Annotated in this window: 22 protein-coding genes; 11 read left to right on the top strand and 11 right to left on the bottom strand. The window is 64.2% G+C overall.

What is annotated here, in order from left to right; genetic code table 11:
* Position 1 precedes the first annotated feature (1 nt).
* Positions 2-1,045 carry a type IV pilus twitching motility protein PilT gene (locus VM94_RS10290; RefSeq protein ID WP_046683409.1) on the bottom strand — a complete coding sequence of 348 codons (1,044 nt, stop codon included), beginning with the start codon at positions 1,043-1,045 and terminating at the stop codon, positions 2-4.
* Positions 1,046-1,115: 70 nt separating this feature from the next.
* Here VM94_RS10290 and VM94_RS10285 point away from each other — a divergent pair, with 70 nt between their 5' ends.
* Both VM94_RS10285 and proC read left to right on the top strand, forming a co-directional pair.
* Positions 1,116-1,817, top strand: coding sequence for a YggS family pyridoxal phosphate-dependent enzyme (locus VM94_RS10285; protein ID WP_046683520.1), 702 nt, complete (start codon positions 1,116-1,118; stop codon positions 1,815-1,817).
* 16 nt (positions 1,818-1,833) lie between these two features.
* The gene (gene proC, locus VM94_RS10280; protein WP_046683408.1) at positions 1,834-2,664 is read left to right on the top strand and encodes a pyrroline-5-carboxylate reductase; all 831 of its coding nucleotides are present in this window, start codon (positions 1,834-1,836) and stop codon (positions 2,662-2,664) included.
* Between the two features lie 3 nt (positions 2,665-2,667).
* Here the strand turns inward: proC and VM94_RS10275 are convergent, their stop codons facing one another.
* The 8 genes from VM94_RS10275 to VM94_RS10240 form a co-directional block, all read right to left on the bottom strand.
* Positions 2,668-3,384: an anti-sigma factor gene (locus tag VM94_RS10275; protein ID WP_046683407.1), complete on the bottom strand. Its 717-nt coding sequence runs from the start codon at positions 3,382-3,384 to the stop codon at positions 2,668-2,670.
* Entirely contained in the window at positions 3,381-3,938 is a 558-nt protein-coding gene (locus VM94_RS10270) for a sigma-70 family RNA polymerase sigma factor (protein ID WP_046683406.1), read from the bottom strand. Before VM94_RS10270 ends, VM94_RS10275 begins: the two co-directional genes overlap by 4 nt.
* Positions 3,939-4,030: 92 nt before the next feature.
* Positions 4,031-4,588, bottom strand: coding sequence for a DUF3455 domain-containing protein (locus VM94_RS10265; RefSeq protein WP_046683405.1), 558 nt, complete (start codon positions 4,586-4,588; stop codon positions 4,031-4,033).
* A gap of 89 nt (positions 4,589-4,677) precedes the next feature.
* The gene (locus tag VM94_RS10260; RefSeq protein ID WP_046683404.1) at positions 4,678-5,025 is read right to left on the bottom strand and encodes a hypothetical protein; all 348 of its coding nucleotides are present in this window, start codon (positions 5,023-5,025) and stop codon (positions 4,678-4,680) included.
* Positions 5,022-5,408 (bottom strand): phage holin family protein, encoded by a 387-nt coding sequence (locus VM94_RS10255; protein WP_046683403.1) that lies wholly within the window; start codon positions 5,406-5,408, stop codon positions 5,022-5,024. The genes VM94_RS10260 and VM94_RS10255 overlap by 4 nt, the downstream gene beginning before the upstream one ends.
* Before the next feature lie 45 nt (positions 5,409-5,453).
* Positions 5,454-5,810, bottom strand: coding sequence for a glycine zipper domain-containing protein (locus tag VM94_RS10250; protein WP_046683402.1), 357 nt, complete (start codon positions 5,808-5,810; stop codon positions 5,454-5,456).
* Positions 5,811-5,918: 108 nt separating this feature from the next.
* Positions 5,919-6,773, bottom strand: a complete 855-nt coding sequence (gene ubiA, locus VM94_RS10245; protein WP_046683401.1) for a 4-hydroxybenzoate octaprenyltransferase — start codon at positions 6,771-6,773, stop codon at positions 5,919-5,921.
* A gap of 58 nt (positions 6,774-6,831) precedes the next feature.
* Positions 6,832-7,770 (bottom strand): hydrogen peroxide-inducible genes activator, encoded by a 939-nt coding sequence (locus VM94_RS10240; protein WP_046683400.1) that lies wholly within the window; start codon positions 7,768-7,770, stop codon positions 6,832-6,834.
* A gap of 134 nt (positions 7,771-7,904) precedes the next feature.
* On the opposite strand from VM94_RS10240, the gene VM94_RS10235 reads away from it, so the two are divergent.
* The 8 genes from VM94_RS10235 (at position 7,905) to VM94_RS10200 (ending at position 17,988) form a co-directional block, all read left to right on the top strand.
* A complete protein-coding gene (locus VM94_RS10235) occupies positions 7,905-8,144 on the top strand; it encodes a DUF3717 domain-containing protein (protein ID WP_046683399.1) in 240 nt (79 codons plus the stop codon).
* A gap of 33 nt (positions 8,145-8,177) precedes the next feature.
* Positions 8,178-8,660, top strand: a complete 483-nt coding sequence (gene rfaE2 / locus VM94_RS10230; RefSeq protein ID WP_046683398.1) for a D-glycero-beta-D-manno-heptose 1-phosphate adenylyltransferase — start codon at positions 8,178-8,180, stop codon at positions 8,658-8,660.
* A gap of 127 nt (positions 8,661-8,787) precedes the next feature.
* Entirely contained in the window at positions 8,788-10,272 is a 1,485-nt protein-coding gene (locus VM94_RS10225; RefSeq protein ID WP_138828923.1) for a hypothetical protein, read from the top strand.
* Positions 10,269-11,738, top strand: a complete 1,470-nt coding sequence (locus tag VM94_RS10220) for a hypothetical protein (RefSeq protein ID WP_046683396.1) — start codon at positions 10,269-10,271, stop codon at positions 11,736-11,738. The genes VM94_RS10225 and VM94_RS10220 overlap by 4 nt, the downstream gene beginning before the upstream one ends.
* A 44-nt stretch (positions 11,739-11,782) precedes the next feature.
* Positions 11,783-12,223, top strand: a complete 441-nt coding sequence (locus tag VM94_RS10215; protein ID WP_046683395.1) for a hypothetical protein — start codon at positions 11,783-11,785, stop codon at positions 12,221-12,223.
* A gap of 36 nt (positions 12,224-12,259) precedes the next feature.
* Complete coding sequence (locus tag VM94_RS10210; protein ID WP_052755704.1) at positions 12,260-15,958, top strand: tubulin-like doman-containing protein; 3,699 nt, start codon at positions 12,260-12,262, stop codon at positions 15,956-15,958.
* A gap of 33 nt (positions 15,959-15,991) precedes the next feature.
* On the top strand, positions 15,992-17,224 hold the full coding sequence (locus tag VM94_RS10205) for a hypothetical protein (RefSeq protein ID WP_138828922.1): 1,233 nt from the start codon (positions 15,992-15,994) through the stop codon (positions 17,222-17,224).
* A 17-nt stretch (positions 17,225-17,241) separates the two neighbouring features.
* Positions 17,242-17,988: a hypothetical protein gene (locus tag VM94_RS10200; RefSeq protein ID WP_046683392.1), complete on the top strand. Its 747-nt coding sequence runs from the start codon at positions 17,242-17,244 to the stop codon at positions 17,986-17,988.
* On the opposite strand, the gene trmL is transcribed toward VM94_RS10200, so the two are convergent.
* Both trmL and VM94_RS10190 read right to left on the bottom strand, forming a co-directional pair.
* A complete protein-coding gene (gene trmL, locus VM94_RS10195) occupies positions 17,989-18,459 on the bottom strand; it encodes a tRNA (uridine(34)/cytosine(34)/5-carboxymethylaminomethyluridine(34)-2'-O)-methyltransferase TrmL (protein WP_046683391.1) in 471 nt (156 codons plus the stop codon).
* Positions 18,460-18,483: 24 nt separating this feature from the next.
* Entirely contained in the window at positions 18,484-19,233 is a 750-nt protein-coding gene (locus tag VM94_RS10190) for a ComF family protein (protein WP_046683390.1), read from the bottom strand.
* A gap of 57 nt (positions 19,234-19,290) precedes the next feature.
* Here VM94_RS10190 and VM94_RS10185 point away from each other — a divergent pair, with 57 nt between their 5' ends.
* Complete coding sequence (locus VM94_RS10185; protein ID WP_034749015.1) at positions 19,291-20,214, top strand: methyltransferase domain-containing protein; 924 nt, start codon at positions 19,291-19,293, stop codon at positions 20,212-20,214.
* Positions 20,215-20,269 lie beyond the last annotated feature (55 nt).

The following is a 20,269-nucleotide window of genomic DNA, read 5'->3' as shown; positions in this document are numbered from 1 at the left end:
CTTATCCGGGGAAGTTTTCAGGCGACTTGGCGGCCGAGCGGGCCGTTTCCGCCGAGATCGTGCCGCGCCGCACCAGGTCGGACAGGCACTGGTCCAGGGTTTGCATGCCCACGTTGCTGCCCGTCTGGATGGCCGAATACATTTGCGCCACTTTCGCTTCGCGGATCAGGTTGCGCACGGCCGGGGTGGCCAGCATGATTTCATGCGCGGCCACGCGGCCCGCGCCATCCTTGGTTTTCAGCAGGTTTTGCGAAATGACGGCTTGCAAGGATTCGGACAGCATGGCGCGCACCATTTCCTTTTCCTCGGCGGGGAAGACGTCGATGATGCGGTCGATCGATTTCGCCGCCGACGAGGTATGCAGAGTGCCGAACACGAGGTGGCCCGTTTCGGCCGCCGTCAGCGCCAGGCGGATGGTTTCCAGGTCGCGCAATTCGCCCACTAAAATCACGTCCGGGTCTTCGCGCAGGGCCGAGCGCAGCGCGTTGCTGAACGAATGCGTGTGCGAACCGACTTCACGCTGGTTGATCAGGCATTTCTTCGGTTCATGCACGAATTCGATCGGGTCCTCGATGGTCAGAATATGGTGGTTCAGGCGCTCGTTGACGTGGTTCACCATCGCCGCCAGGGTGGTCGACTTGCCCGAACCGGTCGGCCCCGTCACCAGCACGAGTCCCCGTGGGCGCATGGCCAGCTCGCCGAAGATGCGCGGCGCGTTCAGGTCTTCCAGTGTCAGCACTTTCGAGGGAATCGTGCGCAGCACGGCCGAGGCGCCCCTTTCCTGGTTGTAGGCGTTGACGCGGAAGCGGGCCAGGCCGGGAATCTCGAACGAGAAATCGCATTCCAGCGCTTCTTCATACGCCTTGCGCTGGCTGTCGTTCATGATGTCGTAGATCATGCTGTGCACTTCCTTGTGCTCGAGCGGGGGCACGTTCAGGCGGCGCACGTCGCCGTTGACCCGTATCATCGGCGGTAGGCCGGAAGACAGGTGCAGGTCGGAAGCCTTGTTGCTGACGGAGAAAGCGAGTAGTTCGGAGATGTCCATTTATAATCCCTGTGCCTGCATTGATGGGCTGGCGCACTGTGCCGTCGCCCCTATACACTAGAAAATGATTATGTCCACAATCGAACAGAACTTGCAAGCCGTGCGCGAGAGTATTGCGCAGGCCGCCGCTGACGCGCAGCGCGCCCCTGGAGACGTGACTCTGCTGGCCGTCTCGAAAACCTTCGGCGCGGATGCCGTGCTGGACGCCATGCGCGCGGGCCAGGCGGCGTTTGGTGAAAACTACCTGCAGGAAGCGCTCGACAAGATCGCCTTTGTGAAGGCGGCCGCGCCGCAGCATGCCCCGGCATGGCATTTCATTGGCCCCATCCAGAGCAACAAGACGCGCCCCATCGCCGAGCACTTCGACTGGGTGCACACGGTGGAACGGGAAAAGATCGCCGCGCGCCTGTCCGAGCAGCGTCCGGCCGGCTTGCCGGACTTGAATATCTGTCTGCAAGTCAATATCAGCGGCGAAGCGAGCAAGAGCGGCGTGACGCCAGCCGAATTGCCGGCCCTGGCGCATGCCGTGGCGCAATTGCCCCGTTTGCGCTTGCGCGGCCTGATGGCCATCCCCGAGCCGGAAACGGAGCTCACGCTTCAGCGCGCTGCCTTTGCGCAACTGCGCGCGCTGTACGAACAATTGAAGGCCGAAGGGCTGGCGCTTGACACCTTGTCGATGGGCATGTCCGCCGACTTGCGCGCCGCCGTGCTCGAGGGCGCCACCATCGTGCGCGTGGGCAGCGCCATTTTCGGTTCCCGCAACTATTCCTGATGAAGAGAGAACAAGCATGACGACAGAATTGAATATCGCCTTTGTAGGCGGCGGCAACATGGCCGCGGCCCTAATCGCCGGCCTGGCGGGTAAATTGACCCTGGGCGGCAACATCCACGTGATCGACCCCCATGCGCCCGCGCTGGAAAAACTGCAGGCGCAATTCGGCGTCACGACGGCGACTGCCGCCGGTGACGCATTGCGCGGCGTGGACGTGATCGTGCTGGCCGTGAAACCGCAAAGCATGCGCGAAGTGGCGGCGCAATTGCTGCCCTTCCTCGACGGGGAGCGGACGCCATTGATCCTGTCGATCGCGGCCGGCATCCGCGCCGCTGACCTGTCGCGCTGGCTCGGCGACTATCCCGCCATCGTGCGCTGCATGCCGAACACGCCAGCCCTGATCGGCATGGGCATCACCGGCATGGTGGCCAGCAGCGGCGTCAGCGAAGAACAGAAAAAGACGGCGGACGCGATCCTGCGCGCCGTCGGCCAGACGGTCTGGCTCGACGAGGAAGCCAAGATCGATCCCGTCACGGCCGTGTCCGGCAGCGGTCCCGCTTACGTGTTTTACTTTATCGAAGCAATGCAGCAGGCGGCCGCCGAATTGGGTCTCACGCCCGAGCAGGGCACGCAGCTGGCGATTGCCACCTTTACGGGCGCGGCGCAACTGGCGGCCAATTCCAGCGAACCCGTGTCCTTGCTGCGCGAGCGCGTCACGTCGAAAGGCGGCACGACGTACGCGGCCCTGACCAGCATGGAAGAGAGCGGCGTCAAGGCGGCCATCGTCAAGGGCATCAAGGCTGCCGCGCAGCGCGGGCGCGAGATGGGGGACGAGCTGGGCAAATAAACGCTACATCACCTTGACGGCGCGGCCGATATACAGGATCGGCCCTGTCGGCCTGCCTGTCGGCGAGCCCGTTTGCGGTTCCAGCGTGATTTCAAACAGTTGGTCGGGCTGCAGCGGCGGCAGCTTATCCAGGGTCAATTTGAGGCTTTGCCCCGGCTTGACGAGGCCCAGCGAGACAGGGGCGCCCCAGTCCTTGCCCTTGGTCCAGAATTGCAGGGCTTTTTGCTGCGGCACGCTAGTCGGCCCCAGCGGAATCAGGCTCAGGTCGCGGTTCTTGCCGCCCCGTCCGCCCGCCTGCACGATCCAGCCCGGCGATTTATCCTGCGGCGCCACCAGCACCACCAGGTAGCCGGGTCCGCTTGGCGCTTGCAGTTGCACGCTGACCAGCACGGCCAGCGCGGCCGTGGCCGCCAAGCCGCTACCGGCCAGCACTCTCCAGAAAGCCAGGCTGTTCCACCACGCTTGCCAGCCGCCCGCTTGCCGCACGGCCTTCGGCGTGAACAGGCTGGCGCTGATGCGCGGCCACAGCTGGGCCGAGGGCGTTTCGGGCGGCGCCAGCGTGGTCAAGGGCAGCAGACGCCGTTCCCAGGCATCGACGGCGTCGCGCAACGCTGGCTCGCGCGGCAAACGCTGTTCCACTGCCGCCCGTTCGGCCAGCGCCAATGTGCCCAGCACGTATTCGCCAGCCAGCCTTTGCAAATCTTCGTCGCTGTCGATCATCCCATGCACTCCCGCAAGGCGGCCAGGCCCCGCTTGACCCAGGCTTTGACGGTCCCCAGCGGCGCTTGCAGGCGCTGCGCGATTTCGCTGTGGGAACAGCCATCGACATAGGCGTACAGGATGCTATTGCGTTTGCCTTCATCCAGGTGACCAAGGCAATCGTGCAGCTTGCCCAGATCCGCCTGGTCGGCATAGGCCTCGCCCGTATCATGGCCTTGGCGTTCGTGCAGCAGGGTTTCCACGGTATCCTCGTCGGCTGACAGTTCATGGGCGCGGGCACGCGCCACGTCCAGCGCCTGGTGCCGCACCACCACATAGATCCAGCCCTTGCCGCTGCCGCGCGTGGCGTCGAAACTGCCGGCGCGGCGCCAGATGTTCAGGAAGGCGTCGTGCAGCACGTCTTCGGCCAGGGCCCGCTGGCGCACGATGCGCAGGGCCACGCCCAGCAAATAGCGGCTTTCCTGCTGGTACAGGCCGTGCAATGCCTGCTGCTCGCCCCTGGCGCAGGCGCGCAGGGCGGCATCGTAATCGTAAGGGGCGGCGTGGGCTGGCAAGGTCGGCGCAATCGTCAGGAGTAAACGGTTAGCAAGTTTTCAATGCCGAGTATAGGCCAGAAACCAGCTTGCCAACCGTCAACGCCAGGTATTTATACTGCTTTCCAGAAGATATAATCGGCCTGGTAGGGCACCCATTGTTTGGCGCCGATGGACTCCATGCCGCAGGGGCTGCTTGGCGCCACGCCGCCGCTGGTGGCCACGCGCTGGATGTAGCTGACGCCCTGCATGGCGCCGCTGCCCATGGCCGGGTTGGCTTTCACCAGTTGATACGGGATGTTACCCGTGCCGGCCGGCGCCACGGCCACTTGCGTCGCCGTTACTTTCGAGCCATCCAGGTTGGCCCAGGTGGCAGGAGGACCGACGTAGGTGCCCACTTGCATGCCGCTGCGGTCGTTCAAGGTCGCATCCGGTCCCGCGAAGACCCATTCATGGCCCGTCATGTCTTTTTTCGCCTTGCATTCGTAGGCGATCTTGCCCACGCCCACCGTTTGCATGGCCACCTGGTGGCCATCGGGCACTTTCACGGCGTTCGGCAATTGTTCCTGCGAATAGCGCGCGCTCATGGGGGCGCAGGCGGCCAGCAGCAGGGCGGCGCACAGCACGGTGAGGGAAGGGGCGGTATGGCGTGGGGCGATGATGGCATGCATGGCAAGCTCCTGGTAGTTGGCTCAACCGGCTGGTTGATACCATTACTACGCAGGGGTTTGCCATTTGGATGCAGCCAGGAAAAAATAATTTATTCCGGCGTTTCTTTCTTGCTGAAACGCTGGGCCAGCGCCAGCACGACGGGCATGGCGGTGGTGGCGTGCTTGAGCAGCGCGCCGCTGGCCCGCAGCAGCGGCAGGAAACGGCGCGGACGTACGAGCAGCAGGCCCAGCACTGCACCCCCTATCATCAGGGGAATTTTAAAGCGCGTGGCCAGGGTGTGGCGTAGATTGCCGCCCGTCAAAGGTTCCAGCAATTGCCGCGTCTGCACGCCCAGGGCCAGGCGCTGCAGCGCACATTCGGCCAGCAGCGCGTCGCGCCGCTGCGCCAGGCTGGTGGCCGTGTGCACATGCGACAGTTTGGTAGGGTGCGTGGTCATGGCCGCTCCGATCCCCGGCGGGCCAGCAGTTGCAGCTCGTCCAGGTCTTTGTTCAGTTCGGAAAGTGTGAAGGACAGCAGTTTCGGCTTGCTGCGGAAACTGGCGCGCACGCCCAGCAGGGTGGCGATGGCGGCGACGATGAAGACGGCGGCCGTGATGGCGATGGCGGCGATGCGGTGCGTGTCCCAGAACAGCACGATGACGAGGAACACGATCAATACCAGGCCGACAAACAGGCACAGCAGTGCCAGCATGGCCAGGGCCAGATACGACAGGAAGCGCAGCGACTCTTCTTCCATTTCCACGGCCGCCAGGGCCAGACGGGTCTGGACGATGGCGGCGAGAGTCGCTGCGACTTGGGCGACATGGTGCACGATAGCCATATGCTGCCTTTCGCGTCAGGAGACGGCTTATGCCGTCGGTACTAACTAGCGGCGTGACGAGGAAAGCAACAGGCCGAACAGTACGCCCACGACGGCGCCCGCGCCCACGGCTTTCCACGGATTGTCCTGCACGTACTCGTCGGTGGCCTTGGCCGCCTTCTTGGTACGTTCGAGCAAGTCTTCTTCCAGCTTGATCAAGTCTTTCTTGGCCGTTTCCAGCGTGGCGATGAACTTGTCCTTGACGGCTTTGACATTCTCGCCCGTCTGATCCTTGGCGCCGTCGAGCCAGCCTTCCGCTTCATTGATGACGGTTTTCAGGTCGCCCACCAGTTTGTCGCGCGCCTTGTCGGCGTCGGCGAGGATGCTGTCGCTGCTGGATTTTCCGGTATGTATCGAGCTCATGTATTACCTCTTGGAAGTGAAACTGCACAGTGAAATACCAGTGTAGGCAGCTGCGGCCAGGCTTGTCTTGCGCCGCCTCAAGGGCTACCGCGGCGCAAGGATGATTGCTTAACGGAAAGCAAAGTCCAGAACCACGCCCGCAAACACCGCTGCTCCTAGCCAGTTATTATGCCGGAATGCCGCAAAACACGGCATACGCTCGCGTGCGCGGATCAAGGTGTAGTGGTAAACGGCGCAGCCGGCCGCCACCAGCAAGCCCGCGACGAACCAGTAACGCAAGCCCAGGGACCAGCCGCAGGCCAGCCACAGCAGCAGGAAAACGGCGTAGCAGAACATGACGATGGCCACGTCGTAGCGGCCAAAGGTGATGGCCGACGTCTTGATGCCGATTTTTAAATCGTCGTCGCGGTCGACCATCGCGTATTCCGTATCGTAGGCCACGGCCCAGAAGACATTGCCCAGCAGCAGCAGCCAGGCGACGACGGGCACGGAATCCGTGATGGCGGCAAAGCCCATGGGGATGCCGAAGCCGAAGGCGATACCGAGATACGCTTGCGGGATGGCAAAAAAGCGCTTGAAGTAGGGATAGGTGCCGGCGATGATGACGGCGGCCACGGACAGTTGCTTGGTCAGCGCATTCAAGGGCAGGATCAGGCAAAAGGCCAGCACGGTCAGCACGCCGGCCACGGCCAGCGCTTCCTTGCCGCTGATGCGTCCGCTGGTGATGGGACGCTCGGCCGTACGCTTGACGAATTTGTCGATATCCTGGTCGGCGTAGTCGTTGATGGCGCAGCCGGCCGAGCGCATCAGGAAAGTGCCGAGAGTAAAGATGAGTAGCAGCCGCCAGTCCGGCACGCCCTGCTGCGCCAGCCACAGCGCGCACAGGGTAGGCCACAGCAGCAATACGGTACCGATAGGCTTGTCCAGCCGTATCAGGCGGAAATACAGCGCCAGCTTGTTCATGGAAGACTCGATCTTGTTGAAGAGAAAGGTCGATTATCGCAAATAGTATGTAAATGTACTATTCGTCGTCTTCGCACAAGGGGGTGATGCCAGGCAAGTTGCAGCTGGCGATGGCCGCGCACAAGGCGTCGATGGCCGCCTTGCGCGTAAAACTCTTGCGCCACAGCATGACCACCCGGCGCGATGGCACGGGTTCCGCGAACGGCCGGTATTCAAGCATGCCGTCGGTGGCGTGCATATTGGCGACGGAGGCGCGCGGCAACACCGTCAGGCCGATGCCGCTGGCCACCATGTGGCGGATGGTTTCCAGTGAAGAACCTTCGAACGTGCGCTGCATGCCGTTGCCGGGCGAGGAAAAACGCGCCATTTCGGGGCATACTTCCAGCACCTGGTCGCGGAAACAGTGGCCATTGCCCAGCAGCAGCATGGTTTCCGATTTCAAATCCTGCGCGGCGATTTTGTCGCGCGCCGTCCACGGATGCTGGCGCGGCATGGCCACGACGAACGGTTCGTCATACAGTTCCTGCATGGCCATGCCATGGTCGGGCAGGGGCAGGGCCATGATGGCCACGTCCAGTTCGCCCTGGCGCAGCAATTCGAGCAGGCGAACCGTGAAGTTTTCCTGCAAGATCAAAGGCATCTGCGGCACCTGGTCTATCATGGCCTTGACCAGGGGCGGCAGCAGGTAGGGGCCGATCGTATAGATCACGCCCAGGCGCAACGGGCCGGCCAGCGGGTCCTTGTTTTGCTTGGCGAGTTCCTTGATGGCGGCCGTTTGTTCCAGCACGCGCTCGGCTTGCGCGATGATCTGCGCGCCCAGGGGCGTGACGGAGATTTCCGCGCCGCCCCGTTCGAACAGGACGACGCCCAATTCGTCTTCGAGTTTCTTGATGGCCACTGACAGGGTGGGCTGGGCAACGAAACAAGCTTCGGCGGCATGGCCGAAGTGCTTCGCTCGCGCGACTGCAACGATATATTTCAGTTCAGTCAGTGTCATAGGTTGATTGAAACACAGGAAGTACTTACTTGCAATGAATGAAAGGTGGCGCAAACGTGAAACTGTGGCGCCGATGGCGTATTGTAGCGGATCGCCCCCTATAATGCGGGACCGGGCGGCGGAGGGAGAGGGCGATGGAACTGCGGATGCAGGCGCTGGAAGCGGCGATCAATTACTGGCGAGCCAGGCAACCGGCGCGCGGCAATGAATATGCGCTGTCGCCGCCCGTCAGCCGCCTGGCTCGCGTGTATGCACTGATGATTTATTACCGGCAAGATCGCATCGCCGAAGAGGGCCTGGAACCGGCCGTCCTGGCCTTGATCGATGCCTGGCGCCGGGATGCGGGCGGCATCCAAAGCGATAGCCACGCCTGAGCGTGACCATAATTAACCCAACAAGAGATAGCCATGCCTGACTTTGAAAACAAACTGTGCAGCCGTGACGAATTGCGCGCCCGCGCGCAAGCGCTGCCGAAACCGGTGGTGGTGACGAACGGCGTGTTCGACATTTTGCACCGCGGCCACGTGACGTATCTGGCGCAGGCGCGCGCGCTGGGCGCTTCGCTGATCGTTGCCGTGAATACTGATGCTTCAGTGAAACGCCTGGGCAAGGGCGACGACCGTCCCCTGAACAACTGCGAAGACCGCATGGCCGTGCTGGCCGCGCTGGAAGCGGTGAGCCTGGTCGTGCCATTCTCGGAAGACAGCGCGCTGGAAGTGGTGCAGGACATTCAACCGGAAATCTATGCCAAGGGCGGCGACTACGACATGACGGCCATTCCGGAAGGCAAGGCCGTGCTCGCGTATGGCGGCCAGGCCGTGGCCATCGATTTCGAGCATGACCGCTCGACCACCAAGCTGTTGACGAAAGTGCGGACGCAGCAGGGCTGAGGAAGCTCGTCAATGTTTCCATACAGATAAAAAGACGTTACTATGAGAACTGCCAGGGCTGCGACTTCGTTTCGACAGCCCCAGCACGTTACACCGTCTGATATGCATTGCTTGTCATAGAAAATAAATGGATCATAAAACTTCTGGGGATTGGCCACTGCCCTCCGGCGCCTGGTACGTCGATGACGAGGGCGCATGGAGCATGCAGCGCAGCGCGGACGGCCAGAACGTCTCGCCCTTGGTGAGCCACGCCGATATTGGCAAGCTGATGCTGGCGCGGCGCCTGCCTGCGACCGCCGACGCGCCCGTGCGGCAGTTTCCGCCCGAATTCTCGTTCGACCCCGCCTCGGGCGCGGCCTTGCAAGTGCCGCCCGACACCTCTATTACCCCGCCGTGGGTGCCGCCCTACGGCGCACACCCCGTCAGCGACGTGCCGCCGGCCGGCCCGTCCGGCTTGCGCCAGGCCAGCGTACCCCTGAAACTGGCCGACCAGCGCGCCCGCGAAGAGCATGCGCAGGCCGATGCCTCGCTGCCCATGCCGCCGCCCGGCGAATACGAATTCTTTTCCGCCCAGTTCGGCACCGGCGCGCCCGCGCTGCTGGCGCTCGACCCGCGCAAGGCCGTCCTGCACGCGTGGCTGCCCGCCTCGAAACGCTGGCTGGCGCTGGACCCCGACTATGGCAGCCTGCTGGCCGAATCGGACCTGGCCCACGGCGCCTGGCGCGCCGAGCTGGTGCCGGAGTTCAATAGCGTGCTGGTCTTGCCGACCAGCCATGGCCTGGCTTGCATCCGTCCCGACGTGCCATCGCTGACCTACGTGGTCGAGCACGTGGGCGGCGCGCCGTGCGTGGCCAGCCCCGTCTGGTTCCAGAACCGGCTGTGGGCGCCGCTGCGCGACGACGATGGCCGCATCCGCTTCGTCAACCTTGACGCCGCGCAAAAGCCGGGCAGCGATGTGCTGCTCGACGGCGTGGTTGACCTGGGTAGCGTCAGCGCGCCCGTGGCCTACAACCGCATGGCCGTGTGGCCCTGCGCCAATGGCCAGCTGCGCTTGCAGCTGCAGCCGGACGGCAACGTGGCCGCGTCGTTTACGCCCTGGCCCGAAGGGCTGGTGCCGCATTTCGAATTCGGCAGCCCCTACGTGTCGCGCGACGGCGGCCTGTGGCAGCTGTGTTTCGAGCGTAGCCGCGGCACCTATGTCTATGTGAAACTGGGCGCGCAGTCCGAACGGGCCGACGCGCTGGCGCCGCGCCTGTGTTCGGGCAGCTTCAATTACCGCTTTGCCACCAAGCTGAAAACGGCGCCGTGGGAAGAGCCGGAACACGGCGACGATGGCGGCAAGAACCAGGCCGTCATGCCGCTGCTGGAGTCAAGCGTGGGCAACAGCGTCTTCGGCGTCAAGTTCGCCACCAGTGCCGGCCTGTCGAGCGTGCTGCGTTCGAACGAGCGCCTGGCGGCCCAGCTGGTGCAAGACGACGAGTTGCGCGAAACCGTGTTTCACACGTTCGCCGTCAGCGAGCCGTGGCGTGTGCGCCTGTTTGTCCACGAAGGCATGCTGTGGGCGTATCACTCGCTGCTGTCGCGCATCGATGGCTGGGCCTTGCAGGCATGAAAGCGCGCGTCCTGATCGCGGCCTGCGCCGCTTTTTTCGCCACCGCCAGCGTGCAGGCGGCGGGTATCCAGCAAGCGTTTCTCGTGCAAAACTCGGGTTGGATGGAGCCGTTTTACACGGATGAACAGTCGCAACTGAAAGCCCTCGTGGGCGCCGTGGCGCAGGCTGCCACCAGCCCGTCCGATAAAGTTTATACGCTGGCCTTCAGCCAGAGCAGCGGCAGCAATGTGTCGCCCGCACTGATCGGGCAAGGGCAGGGCGGCGCCGGCGTGGCGGGCCAATTGGCGAACTTGGGTCTGGCACGCAAGAGCGCCGGCGGCGCGCTGGCCGATACGGATTTCCAGGAAGCCGTCACGAAGACCATCACGGGCCCGTTCCAGTCCGCTTCCGGCATCGTATGGATTTTTACGAACAACAAGAACAGCCCGAACAACGACAGCCAGACGGCCGAGCGCAACCGCGACTTTTACCGGCTGCTGCATCTGGAGCCGTCGATCACCAAGACGGTGGTGTTTCCCCTGCGCATGCCCGTGCAGGGCAAGCTGTACAGCGCCAAGGGCTTGATGGTGTATGCGCTTGCGTATGGACAGCCCGCGTCCGAGGCGTTGAACCGCATCCTGGCCGAAGGGCGGCTGTCGCAAGTGCTGACGCGCCCGCCCGCGCGCTTGAAACCGGTGGACCAGGATGCCGTGCGCATCGTGCCCCAGTCCGTCAAGAACAGCGCCAATGTGCACGCCAGCCTGGGCCGCGACGGGCGCACCATCGTGCTCGACGTCGATGCGGCGAGCCTGGTGCCGCAAGTGGTGCTGCAGGCGTCCTTGCAAAACATGTTCTTCCCGTACGTGATCGACAGCGCCAAGGTGCACGCGAGCCTGGCGGGCCACAACGCGCCGCTAAACGTTGCGCCGGATCAAATCCGTCAGCTGCAGCCGGGCGCCAGCCAGTCCGTGCAGGTACAGTTCGCGTTGCCGATGGCGCAGATTCCATCGCCGTGGTCGGCGCAGGCGATTGCCGCCATGGGCAAGCAGGTGATGTTGCCCATGCAGGCCCAAGTGGGCCTGTCGGAACAGCGGCTGGCACTGGCGTCCAGCTTCGGCAAGGATTTGCAGGAACTGTTCCCCGGCGACCCGATCTCAAGCATGTTTACGCCGCCCGACAGCGTGCGCGCGTCGCAGGCAACGATACCGCTGCTGGTGCGCATCCAGTATCCGCTGCTGCCCGTGCTGGTGATACTCGGCGGCGTGCTGGCGTTCGTGCTGGGTTTGCTGGCGCTGGGCTTGCTTGGCACACGCGCCACGCGCTACAAGGTGATGGCCGACGGCGTGCAGCGGCAAGTGTTGTTGAAACCATTCAAGAGCGTGCAGATCCGCGACGATGACGGCCGCGACATTGGCGAACTCAAGCGGGGCCTGGGCAAGCCGGCCGTCGTGCGCGTGGCTGAAGGCCATACCCTGAGCCTGGCCTGAACACAGATTCCTTTTTAATTAGTCAAATCCACCAGAGGCATACCATGGCGCAAGACACTCCAAAAGACAACGCAGGTTTTACCTTGCCAGCCCCGGCGTCCGCGCCGCCCGCCGCCGATACACCGGCTGCCGGCGCTGCGGCAACCACGGCCACGACCGAACCTGCGCCCGCGCTCGATCCCGCCAGCACGACCGATACCTCGTCGCGCGACACCCTGATCGGCGGCGTCGTGCTGTTACTGCTGTTCATCGCCTTTTTCTTTGCCAAGAATGCCTATGCGAATGGCCTGGTGGCCAAGCGCGTGCCGCCGAACAAGGCCAATGCCTCGGGCTGGTGGCTGTTCATCTTCCTGGCCAGCCTGGCGACCGGTGTCGTGCTGGCCGCCGTGAACGCGCATAAATTCCTCGCGCCACTGTTCATGGGACCGCTGGTGCTGGTGGGCCTGGTTGCCCTGTTGCTGACATTCACCTCGAGCCGCCGCTAAGAGTACGCCGTAACACGCATCATCGAAGGAATCACCATGGCAGAGAACCTGAACCAAACCATCACCGGCGGCGCCAGCGAGCGCAAGCAGGACAAGATCATCGAACTGCGCCCGACCCTGTTCATCGGTATCGGCGGCACGGGCATGCAGGTGCTGATGCGCGTGCGCCGGCGCGTCCTCAATACCCTGTGGGGCGGCGCGGGCAACCGCACGCGCATCGAGGGATTGGCCGACTTTCCCATCGCGCAATTCATCCATTTCGACCTCGACAATGGCGCCGTGATCGAAAGCGGCGAGTCGCAGGCGAAGGATTTGCAGTTCGACCAGGTGAAGTTCACGGACGATGACAAGGTGGTCGAATCGTTCGACATGGACAAGTACAGCCGCGATGAGGATTCTCTGGAAAAATATCCGCACATCAAGGAATGGCTGCCGCTGACGCCGCAGCGCATCCGCGAATTGCGTTTCGACATGAGCAGCGGCGCCGGCCAGATCCGCGCCGTGTCGCGCCTGTATTTCTTCGACAAGTACGCGAAGATCCGTGACAAGATCCGTTTGAAATTGAAAGCCTTGAAGGCGGGCCTGTCGCACGAGCGCCAGCTGGCCGAGCTGGGCTTGCGCATGGAAACGAACCGTTTCCGCATCGTCATCGTCGGTTCCGTGGCGGGCGGCACGGGTTCCGGCTCCTTCCTCGACATGGGCTTGCTGGCGCGCTGGCTGGCGCGCAGCGAAGTGGGCGCGGCCGACGTCGAGCTGATGCTGTTCTTGCCGACCGGCTACACCAAGGCCAACAAGGACCGGGTCGAGGCCAATGGCTATGCGGCGCTGATGGAGCTGGAATCGGCCATGATGGGCAACAAGGGCTACGTGGGCCGCTGGGATGCGTACGACCGCCCGGAACTGACGCGCGAGCCGTACAGCGAGGTCTACCTGATCGATTCGGGTAACCTGGCCCAGCAGCACACCAAGGATGTCAGCGACGTCTACCACATGGTGGCCGATTCGCTGTTTGAGGATTTCGCCTCGGCCGACTTCGCGCGCGCCAAGCGTTCGATCGCCGTCAACCAGGCGCAGCACAAGAACTCGCTGTACAACGCGCCCGTGCCGCAAGACCGTTTCGGCGACATGCGCCTGTATTTCTCGAAGCGCTTTTCCTCGTTCGGCATGGCCGTGCTCGACACGCGCCAGGAAGCGGCGCGCGACGAGCGGGCCCACCGCTGGGCCGGCGCCATGCTGCAAGCGTTCTTTGGCGTGGGCGGCACGGATGCGGGCGCCAACCGGGCCACGGATACGCAGCGCGATAATTTCCTCGCCGCCAATATGTTCCTGAAGGGCACGCCGTTCAGCGACTTCCCCGAGTTTTCCGACAAGAGCATCGAACTCAAGCGCTCCAGCGGCGACTTCATCGATTTCCGCGTCGTCGACGAATTGCTGGAAGACCGCCACGGCCATTTGCTGGCCGGCGTGGAAAACCGGGTCAATACGCGCATCAACGATATCCGCACGGGCTTTGACCGCAGCGAATGGCCGGCGCAAGTGCGCGATGCCATGAAGCATTTGGAACGCGACGCCGTGCGCGACCAGGATTCCACGGCCGACACGACGGAAGACCGCATCAGCAAGCGCCGCCGCGAAGTGCTGGAAGACGTCAAGAAAGTCGTGCGCGACCAGCTGTATGGTTACCTGGACAACAAGGAATTCGGCGGCCTGGAATACGTGCTGTCCTTGGTGGAGCAGATCAAGGACCGCATCGAGGCGCCTGGCAGCGGCTTGACGGCGCAGATCGGCAACAATGCCGAGCGCTACCGCGAAATCAAGGAAGCCGTGCGTTCGCGCGAATATGAGCGCCTGCTGAACAACCTGGAACAGACGCGCAGCACCTTCGGTTTCCTCAGCAATGGCGAAAAGCAGGCGGGCGTGGTGATGGACCATTTGCGCACGGAAATGGCGAATGCCCTGAAATTCCATCTGCGCGCCAAGGCGGCGGACGAGTCCGTCATCTTGCTGGGCGAACTGTCGCGCTGGCTGGGCAACCGTGTCGGCGTCGACGCGCAAGGCCGCGCGCAGTGGAATGGCCTGGTGGGCGAACTCCAAACGGGCCGCGAAGGCGTGCTGGCCATGCTGGCCGAATTGAAAACCGCCAACACGATTTTGCAAAAGGACCTGGACAAGGAACACGCGACCCTGATCGTCATTCCTGTCACGGAAAAAGACATCGCGCTGCCGTCGGCGGCCACCTTGCGCCAGTGGGCCGATGAAGCGTTCAAGGACATGGGCGGCTCGAAAGCGCTGTTCCCCATGCTGGGCGAACCGGCGCAACGGGGCTTGATCCTGGCCAAGGTCACGCGCATGGCCGAGAACATGATTGCCACGACGAGCCTGGTGGAAGGCGCGACGAGCACGCCCGATCCGCTGTTCGAAGCGCTGGAACAGATGGATGTGTCCGAACGCCTGGACCGCTTCCGCAAGCTGCTGGCCTGTTCGATGCCGTGGATCGACGCTAATATGGCGGGCGATTTCACGGTCGTGTCGGACCAGTTCAAGTGCGTGATCGGCGTGGCCAACGCGGCCGCCTTCAAGGCGAAGTTCGGCGCCGAGCTCGAATCGTGCGTGCCGACCCAGGTGGGCATCACGGTGAGCCAGCTGGAAATCGTCGAAACGGGCATCCGCGGGCGCGCCGTCTGCTACTGCGAACTGGCCGGCGTGCCGATGACGGTGCTGCGCGGCCTGGAAGGCTGGCGCACCAGTTACCGCAAGGAAGGCGACAACGACAAGGCGCCGACCCACACGCATATCGATCCGACGCAATTCACGCACCCCATCGCACCGAACACGGACGAGATGAAGCGCCTGGCGGAAGACTTTGGCGAATTCCTGCAAGCGATCATGCTGGGCGTGCTGACGCGCCACACGGGTAGGGTCGTGCCGCCGGGCCAGTACCAGTTTGCCGTCGAGCCGGGCGACTTGCGCCGCATCGGCAATGAACGGGCCATCCGCCAGAACGGCATGCCCGCTTCGTACGAGAAAAATATCGCCCTGCGCATCGAGGAAAAATTGACTGCGCTTGACGCCGTGCAGACGGCCGCCATGGCGGCGCTGGCAAAATACTATGAACGCACCGTGTATGCGCCCAAGCTGGTGGCGCAGGCCGATGGTTCGCAACTGCCGTACGTCGGTTTTGGCAGCGCGATTTCCGCCGAAGTGGGCGCGCGCCTGCGCGAATCGGCGCGCCGCAAGGGTATGGCCAGCGATGAGCTCGACCGCACGGTGCAAGCCTTGCTGGGCCGCCTGAAGGAGTGGGCGAACGTCATCGGCGACTCCGACAGCGATGCCTACGACTGGGAAGTGCGCGAGCCGGAAGCGGATGGCCAGCCGCGCCTGAAATACGCGATCAAGGCGGAAATGCTGGAAGCGGGGCGCCTCGAGCAATTGCTGCGCCCGGCCGGCGCGGCATCTGCCCCGGCGGCAGCCGTGTTCGGCATGGCGCCGCCACCGCTGGGCGGCATGCCGCCGCCGCTGGTGGAATACCAGTATTTCCTGGGCATCAATGGCCAGCAGCAGGGACCGTTTACGGCCCAGCAGATCGTGCAGTACGTGCAGGCGGGCCAGGTCGCACCAGGCACCACCAAGGTGTGGCGCGCCGGCTTGCCGGCCTGGGCCGACCTGGCCCAGTTCCCCGAACTGGCGCCCTTGTTTCTCAGCGCGCCGCCACCGTTGATGCCGCCGCCTCTGTGAACGCTGGAATGACGTTGGAATGAAGGATTAGTTTTGGATATTTGCAACAAATGCAAGACGGGTCTGTGGACCGTTGTCAGCCATTGCCCGTACTGCGGTCACGTGGTGGCTGGTGCTGCCCAGCCGGCAGCGGCCGTGCCGCCGCCGCTGCCAGCGCCAGCGCCTGTATCACCGCCAGTAGCGCCCAAGCCGCCGCCCGTGCCGGTGGCGCCGGCGCCTGTGCCTGCACCGAAAGCGCCGCCGAAGCCGGCACCGGTACCGGTACCGCCGCCAGCGCCGCCTGAGCCGGCCCAGCCGAAAGCCGCGCCCAAGCCCGCACCGGCAACTCCACCGGCATCAACCGAAGCGCCATCACCGCCGCGCAAGTGGCTGCGCTGGCTGGGCGGCATCGCCGTGCTGGCCTTGGTGATCGTCTACATGAATGGCAAGCCGGGCGGAAAGAATGAATCGGCCTGCAATGACGCCATCGATAGCGGCTTGAAACTGGTAGCGAACGGCAGCCTGGACGGCGCCCGCCAGAAGCTGGCGACGGCGAAGAATGTATGCACGGGCAAGTCCAGCGCCAAGGCGGATGATTTGCAGGCGGCCATCGGCAAGGCCGGTGCCGCGTCCAGCGGTTGCCAGCGCAGCGTGCGCGCCATCGAGCGGGCTATCGATGGCCATCAATTGCAAAGCGCCGCCAAGGGTATCGCCGCGCTCGACATCGATTGCGCGGGCGCTGCCAGCGTGGATTCCTTGCGCAAGCAACTGGCGCGCCAGCAAGCGGCAGCCGCGTCCGTGCTGGTGGGCGTGCGCCAGGCGCTCGATGGCAAGGATGCGACGGCGGCACAAAATGGCATCGCCAGGCTGGAAGCGATCGACCGCGAAGCGGTGGAATTGCCGCAGTTGAAGGCCGACGTGCAGGCGCTGTCGGCGGCCGCGGCGCCTGCACCCGTTTTAACACCGGCACCAGCCCCGGCGACCGTGTCGACGCCGGGACAGCAGGAACCGGCGCCCGCGCGCGTGGTCGAACGTTCTGCGGTGGCCGAACGCCGTCCGCTGGAAACGTCACCCGTCGATAGCGGCGCGGCCATGCGCAACGAGATGGCGCAATCGTTCCTGCGCGATGCCGAGCGCTCTTTGCTGGAAGGCAAGTTCGATGCGGCCAAGACGTATCTGGAAAGCGCGCGCCGCGTCGATCCGGGCAATGCGCGCATCGACAATCTGTCGCGCCGCATCCGCGAGCGCGAACGGCAAGTGCTGCAGACGGAAACAACGATCAACTAGCTATCTGGGGAGTCACCATGCTGAACCACACCACCATGCGCGCGGCCGCTGCGCTGACCATCGCGGCCATGCTGGCCGGTTGCGCCACGGCGCCGATGAACCCGAATGGCGTGCGCCAGGACGGTTCCTATCCGCAAGGTGGCGCCCAGGCGGCGACGGATGAGGACCCGTGCAGCGTGGGCACGTCGGCCGCTGCCGGTGCGGCCGTGGGAGCGTTGCTGGGTGCGTTGGCGGGCGGCAAGAATGGCGCGCTGAAGGGGGCGGCCATCGGCGGCGGTCTGGCGGCGGCCGGTTGCCTGGCCATCAATGTCAATTCGCGCCAGACCAAGACGGCGGCGCAGGCGGACCGCGACTACATCCGCACGCGGGGCGCGCTGCCGCGCGAGCCGCAAGTGGTGTCGTACACGCCGCAACTGAGCGCGTCGACCGTCAAGCGCGGCCAGCCGTTCAAGGTCAATTCCGTGGTGGAGCTGGTCAATGGCAGCGCGCAGAGCGTCAACGACGTGCGCGAAGAGCTGGTGGTGCTCGACCCGCAAGGCCAGCCATTCAAGTCCGGCTCGAAAGCCCTGGCCAGCAACAACAAGTCGGGCGGGCGCTTTGAAAACTCGTTCGAGCTGACCTTGCCGGCCGGCGTGTCGCAAGGCGTGTATGGCGTCAAGACGAATCTGTACGTGAACGGCAAGCTGGCCGCCACGCGTGACTTGCGCACGCAGCTGGTGATGCTGGAGGCGGGCGACGCCGCACCGCAATTGGCGCTGCGTTAGTTAAGCGCCACCCTGATATCCGTGCTGGCGCCAGGCCTCGTAGACGACGACGGCCACCGTATTCGACAGATTCAAACTGCGGTTGTCCGGGCGCATCGGCAGGCGGATGCGCTGCTCGGCGGGAAAGCCGTCGCGCAGGGCCGGGTCCAGGCCTTTCGTTTCCGAGCCGAATACGAACACGTCGCCTGGCAGGAAGGCCACGTCGCCGAACGGGCGCGAGCCGCGCGTCGTCATGGCGAACATGCGGGCCGGGTCGGGCTGGGTGTCGGCCAGGAACGCTGCCCAATTCTTGTGCACCTTCATGTTGGCGTAATCGTGGTAATCGAGGCCGGCGCGCTTCATCTTGGCATCGTCGAGCGGAAAGCCCAGCGGTTCGACCAGGTGCAGCTGCGCGCCCGTGTTCGCGCACAGGCGGATGACGTTGCCCGTATTGGGCGGGATTTCAGGTTCTACCAAAACAACGTGAAACAAAATGCTCTCCTTATATAAGTGATGCTAGCGTGGCGGCGTGCGCGCCACCACTAATATGCTGACCCTGGCCGCGCCCGCGCTCTTGCAGGCGGCGGCCAGGGCGTTGACGGTATGGCCGCTGCTCATCACGTCGTCGACGATGCCGACATGGCGCCCTTGCAATAACGGCGCGTATTCGGGCGCGATGGCGAACGCGTGCGCCAGGTTGGCTTGCCGTTCCTGTGGCGCCACGCCGCTTTGCGCCCGGGTGTCGCGCACCCGCAGCGCCAGGCGGGGCTGTAAAGCTACGTCCAGCAGGCGCGCCAGCGGGCGGGCAATTTCCAGCGCCTGGTTAAAGCCCCGCTCGGCCAGCCGGGCCGGGCCCAAGGGCACGGGGCACAGCAGCTGCGGCGCTTCCCACTCTGGTTGTTGCTGAATGGCAACGTGCAGCAGTTCTGCCAACAGGGGCGCCAGCGCCAGGCGCGCGCCGAATTTCAGCTGCAGCAGCAACTGGTCGACGGGCGCCGCATAGTCAAACGCCGTGATCGTGGCGTCATACGCGGGCCGCTGGCGCAAACAGCGTCCGCACAGTGTTGCCACATCGTCGAGCGGATTGGCGCACTGGCGGCAGCGGTGGCGCAGTTGTCCCAGATACTGCGCGCGGCAGGGCGAACACAGCACTTGCGGGCAGCCCATGCCGCACAGCGCGCACTGGGCGGGCAGCACCGTGGCGCCCAGCCATAGCCGCAGCGCCTGCCACGCGGCATCAAGACGGTGCCGGGTGGCGGTCCGCATCGCGATGGCGTCGTTCCATGTACACTGCCGACATTATCTCACCTCACCCGATTCAACATGCCAGTTCCCACCAGTCCGCCCAAAATGAGTGCGCCCATCGATGCGGTGCAAGTACGCGATTTCTTTTCCCGTCCGGCGCGCGTCGCGCCATCGGATTTCCTGCGCCGCGAAGTGTCGGCACGCATGCACGAGCGCCTGGAGTTGGTGAAAATCACGCCGCACCGTGTGCTTGACGCCGGCTGCGGTCCGGGCGCGGACCTGGCGCAGTTGCAAAAGGATTATCCCGCCGCGCAGATTATCGGTCTCGATGCAGCGCAAGCGATGATGCAGGCGGCGCGCGCGCCCGCGTCGAAACTGGCCAGCCTGAACCAGTTTCTCAGCAAACTCTTGCCGGCCAAGGCGGGCGTGGATTTATTGTGCGGCGACCTCGGCGACTTGCCGCTGGCGCAGGGCAGCATCGACCTCGTGTGGTCGAACCTGGCGCTGCACTGGCATGCCCAGCCCGATCGCGTGTTTGCCGAATGGCGGCGCGCGCTGCGCCTCGATGGCTTGCTGATGTTTTCCTGTTTCGGTCCGGACACCTTCCGCGAAGTGCGCGACGCCTTTGCCGAGGCGGACTTGTATCCGCATGCCTTGCCCTTTGTCGACATGCACGACTTTGGCGACATGCTGGTCGAAACGGGCTTTTCCACGCCCGTGCTGGACATGGAGATCATCACGGTGACCTACGATACGGCGGAAAAACTGCTGGCGGACGTGCGCGCCTTTGGCGGCAACCCGCTGACCACGCGCCGGCGCGGCCTGATGGGCAAGGCGGCCTGGCAGCGCATGCTGGCTGCGCTGGAAAAAACGCGCCGCCCCGACGGCAAGCTGGGCCTGAGTTTCGAGGTGATCTATGGCCACGCCTTCCGTCCCGCGCCGCGCGTGACGCGCAACGGGGAAGCCATCATCCGTTTCGACCTGCCGCGCAAACCCAAATAAAAGGGCAAAGAAACCGACACTTGGTCGCCATCCGCGCATGGATGTTGCAACAAGC

Origin of the sequence: Janthinobacterium sp. KBS0711, from assembly GCF_000988085.1 — a bacterium.
Lineage (GTDB): Bacteria > Pseudomonadota > Gammaproteobacteria > Burkholderiales > Burkholderiaceae_D > Janthinobacterium > Janthinobacterium lividum_E.
This window is presented reverse-complemented; position numbering and strand designations above follow the sequence as displayed.

Excerpts from the sequence above, each read along its gene's own strand:
- VM94_RS10290 (WP_046683409.1), bottom strand. The coding sequence starts at position 1,045 with ATGGACATCTCCGAACTACTCGCTTTCTCCGTCAGCAACAAGGCTTCC.
- VM94_RS10285 (WP_046683520.1), top strand. The coding sequence starts at position 1,116 with ATGTCCACAATCGAACAGAACTTGCAAGCCGTGCGCGAGAGTATTGCG.
- proC (WP_046683408.1), top strand. The coding sequence starts at position 1,834 with ATGACGACAGAATTGAATATCGCCTTTGTAGGCGGCGGCAACATGGCC.
- VM94_RS10275 (WP_046683407.1), bottom strand. The coding sequence starts at position 3,384 with ATGATCGACAGCGACGAAGATTTGCAAAGGCTGGCTGGCGAATACGTG.
- VM94_RS10265 (WP_046683405.1), bottom strand. The coding sequence starts at position 4,588 with ATGCATGCCATCATCGCCCCACGCCATACCGCCCCTTCCCTCACCGTG.
- VM94_RS10260 (WP_046683404.1), bottom strand. The coding sequence starts at position 5,025 with ATGACCACGCACCCTACCAAACTGTCGCATGTGCACACGGCCACCAGC.
- VM94_RS10255 (WP_046683403.1), bottom strand. The coding sequence starts at position 5,408 with ATGGCTATCGTGCACCATGTCGCCCAAGTCGCAGCGACTCTCGCCGCC.
- VM94_RS10250 (WP_046683402.1), bottom strand. The coding sequence starts at position 5,810 with ATGAGCTCGATACATACCGGAAAATCCAGCAGCGACAGCATCCTCGCC.
- ubiA (WP_046683401.1), bottom strand. The coding sequence starts at position 6,773 with ATGAACAAGCTGGCGCTGTATTTCCGCCTGATACGGCTGGACAAGCCT.
- VM94_RS10240 (WP_046683400.1), bottom strand. The coding sequence starts at position 7,770 with ATGACACTGACTGAACTGAAATATATCGTTGCAGTCGCGCGAGCGAAG.
- VM94_RS10235 (WP_046683399.1), top strand. The coding sequence starts at position 7,905 with ATGGAACTGCGGATGCAGGCGCTGGAAGCGGCGATCAATTACTGGCGA.
- rfaE2 (WP_046683398.1), top strand. The coding sequence starts at position 8,178 with ATGCCTGACTTTGAAAACAAACTGTGCAGCCGTGACGAATTGCGCGCC.
- VM94_RS10225 (WP_138828923.1), top strand. The coding sequence starts at position 8,788 with ATGGATCATAAAACTTCTGGGGATTGGCCACTGCCCTCCGGCGCCTGG.
- VM94_RS10220 (WP_046683396.1), top strand. The coding sequence starts at position 10,269 with ATGAAAGCGCGCGTCCTGATCGCGGCCTGCGCCGCTTTTTTCGCCACC.
- VM94_RS10215 (WP_046683395.1), top strand. The coding sequence starts at position 11,783 with ATGGCGCAAGACACTCCAAAAGACAACGCAGGTTTTACCTTGCCAGCC.
- VM94_RS10210 (WP_052755704.1), top strand. The coding sequence starts at position 12,260 with ATGGCAGAGAACCTGAACCAAACCATCACCGGCGGCGCCAGCGAGCGC.
- VM94_RS10200 (WP_046683392.1), top strand. The coding sequence starts at position 17,242 with ATGCTGAACCACACCACCATGCGCGCGGCCGCTGCGCTGACCATCGCG.
- VM94_RS10190 (WP_046683390.1), bottom strand. The coding sequence starts at position 19,233 with ATGCGGACCGCCACCCGGCACCGTCTTGATGCCGCGTGGCAGGCGCTG.
- VM94_RS10185 (WP_034749015.1), top strand. The coding sequence starts at position 19,291 with ATGCCAGTTCCCACCAGTCCGCCCAAAATGAGTGCGCCCATCGATGCG.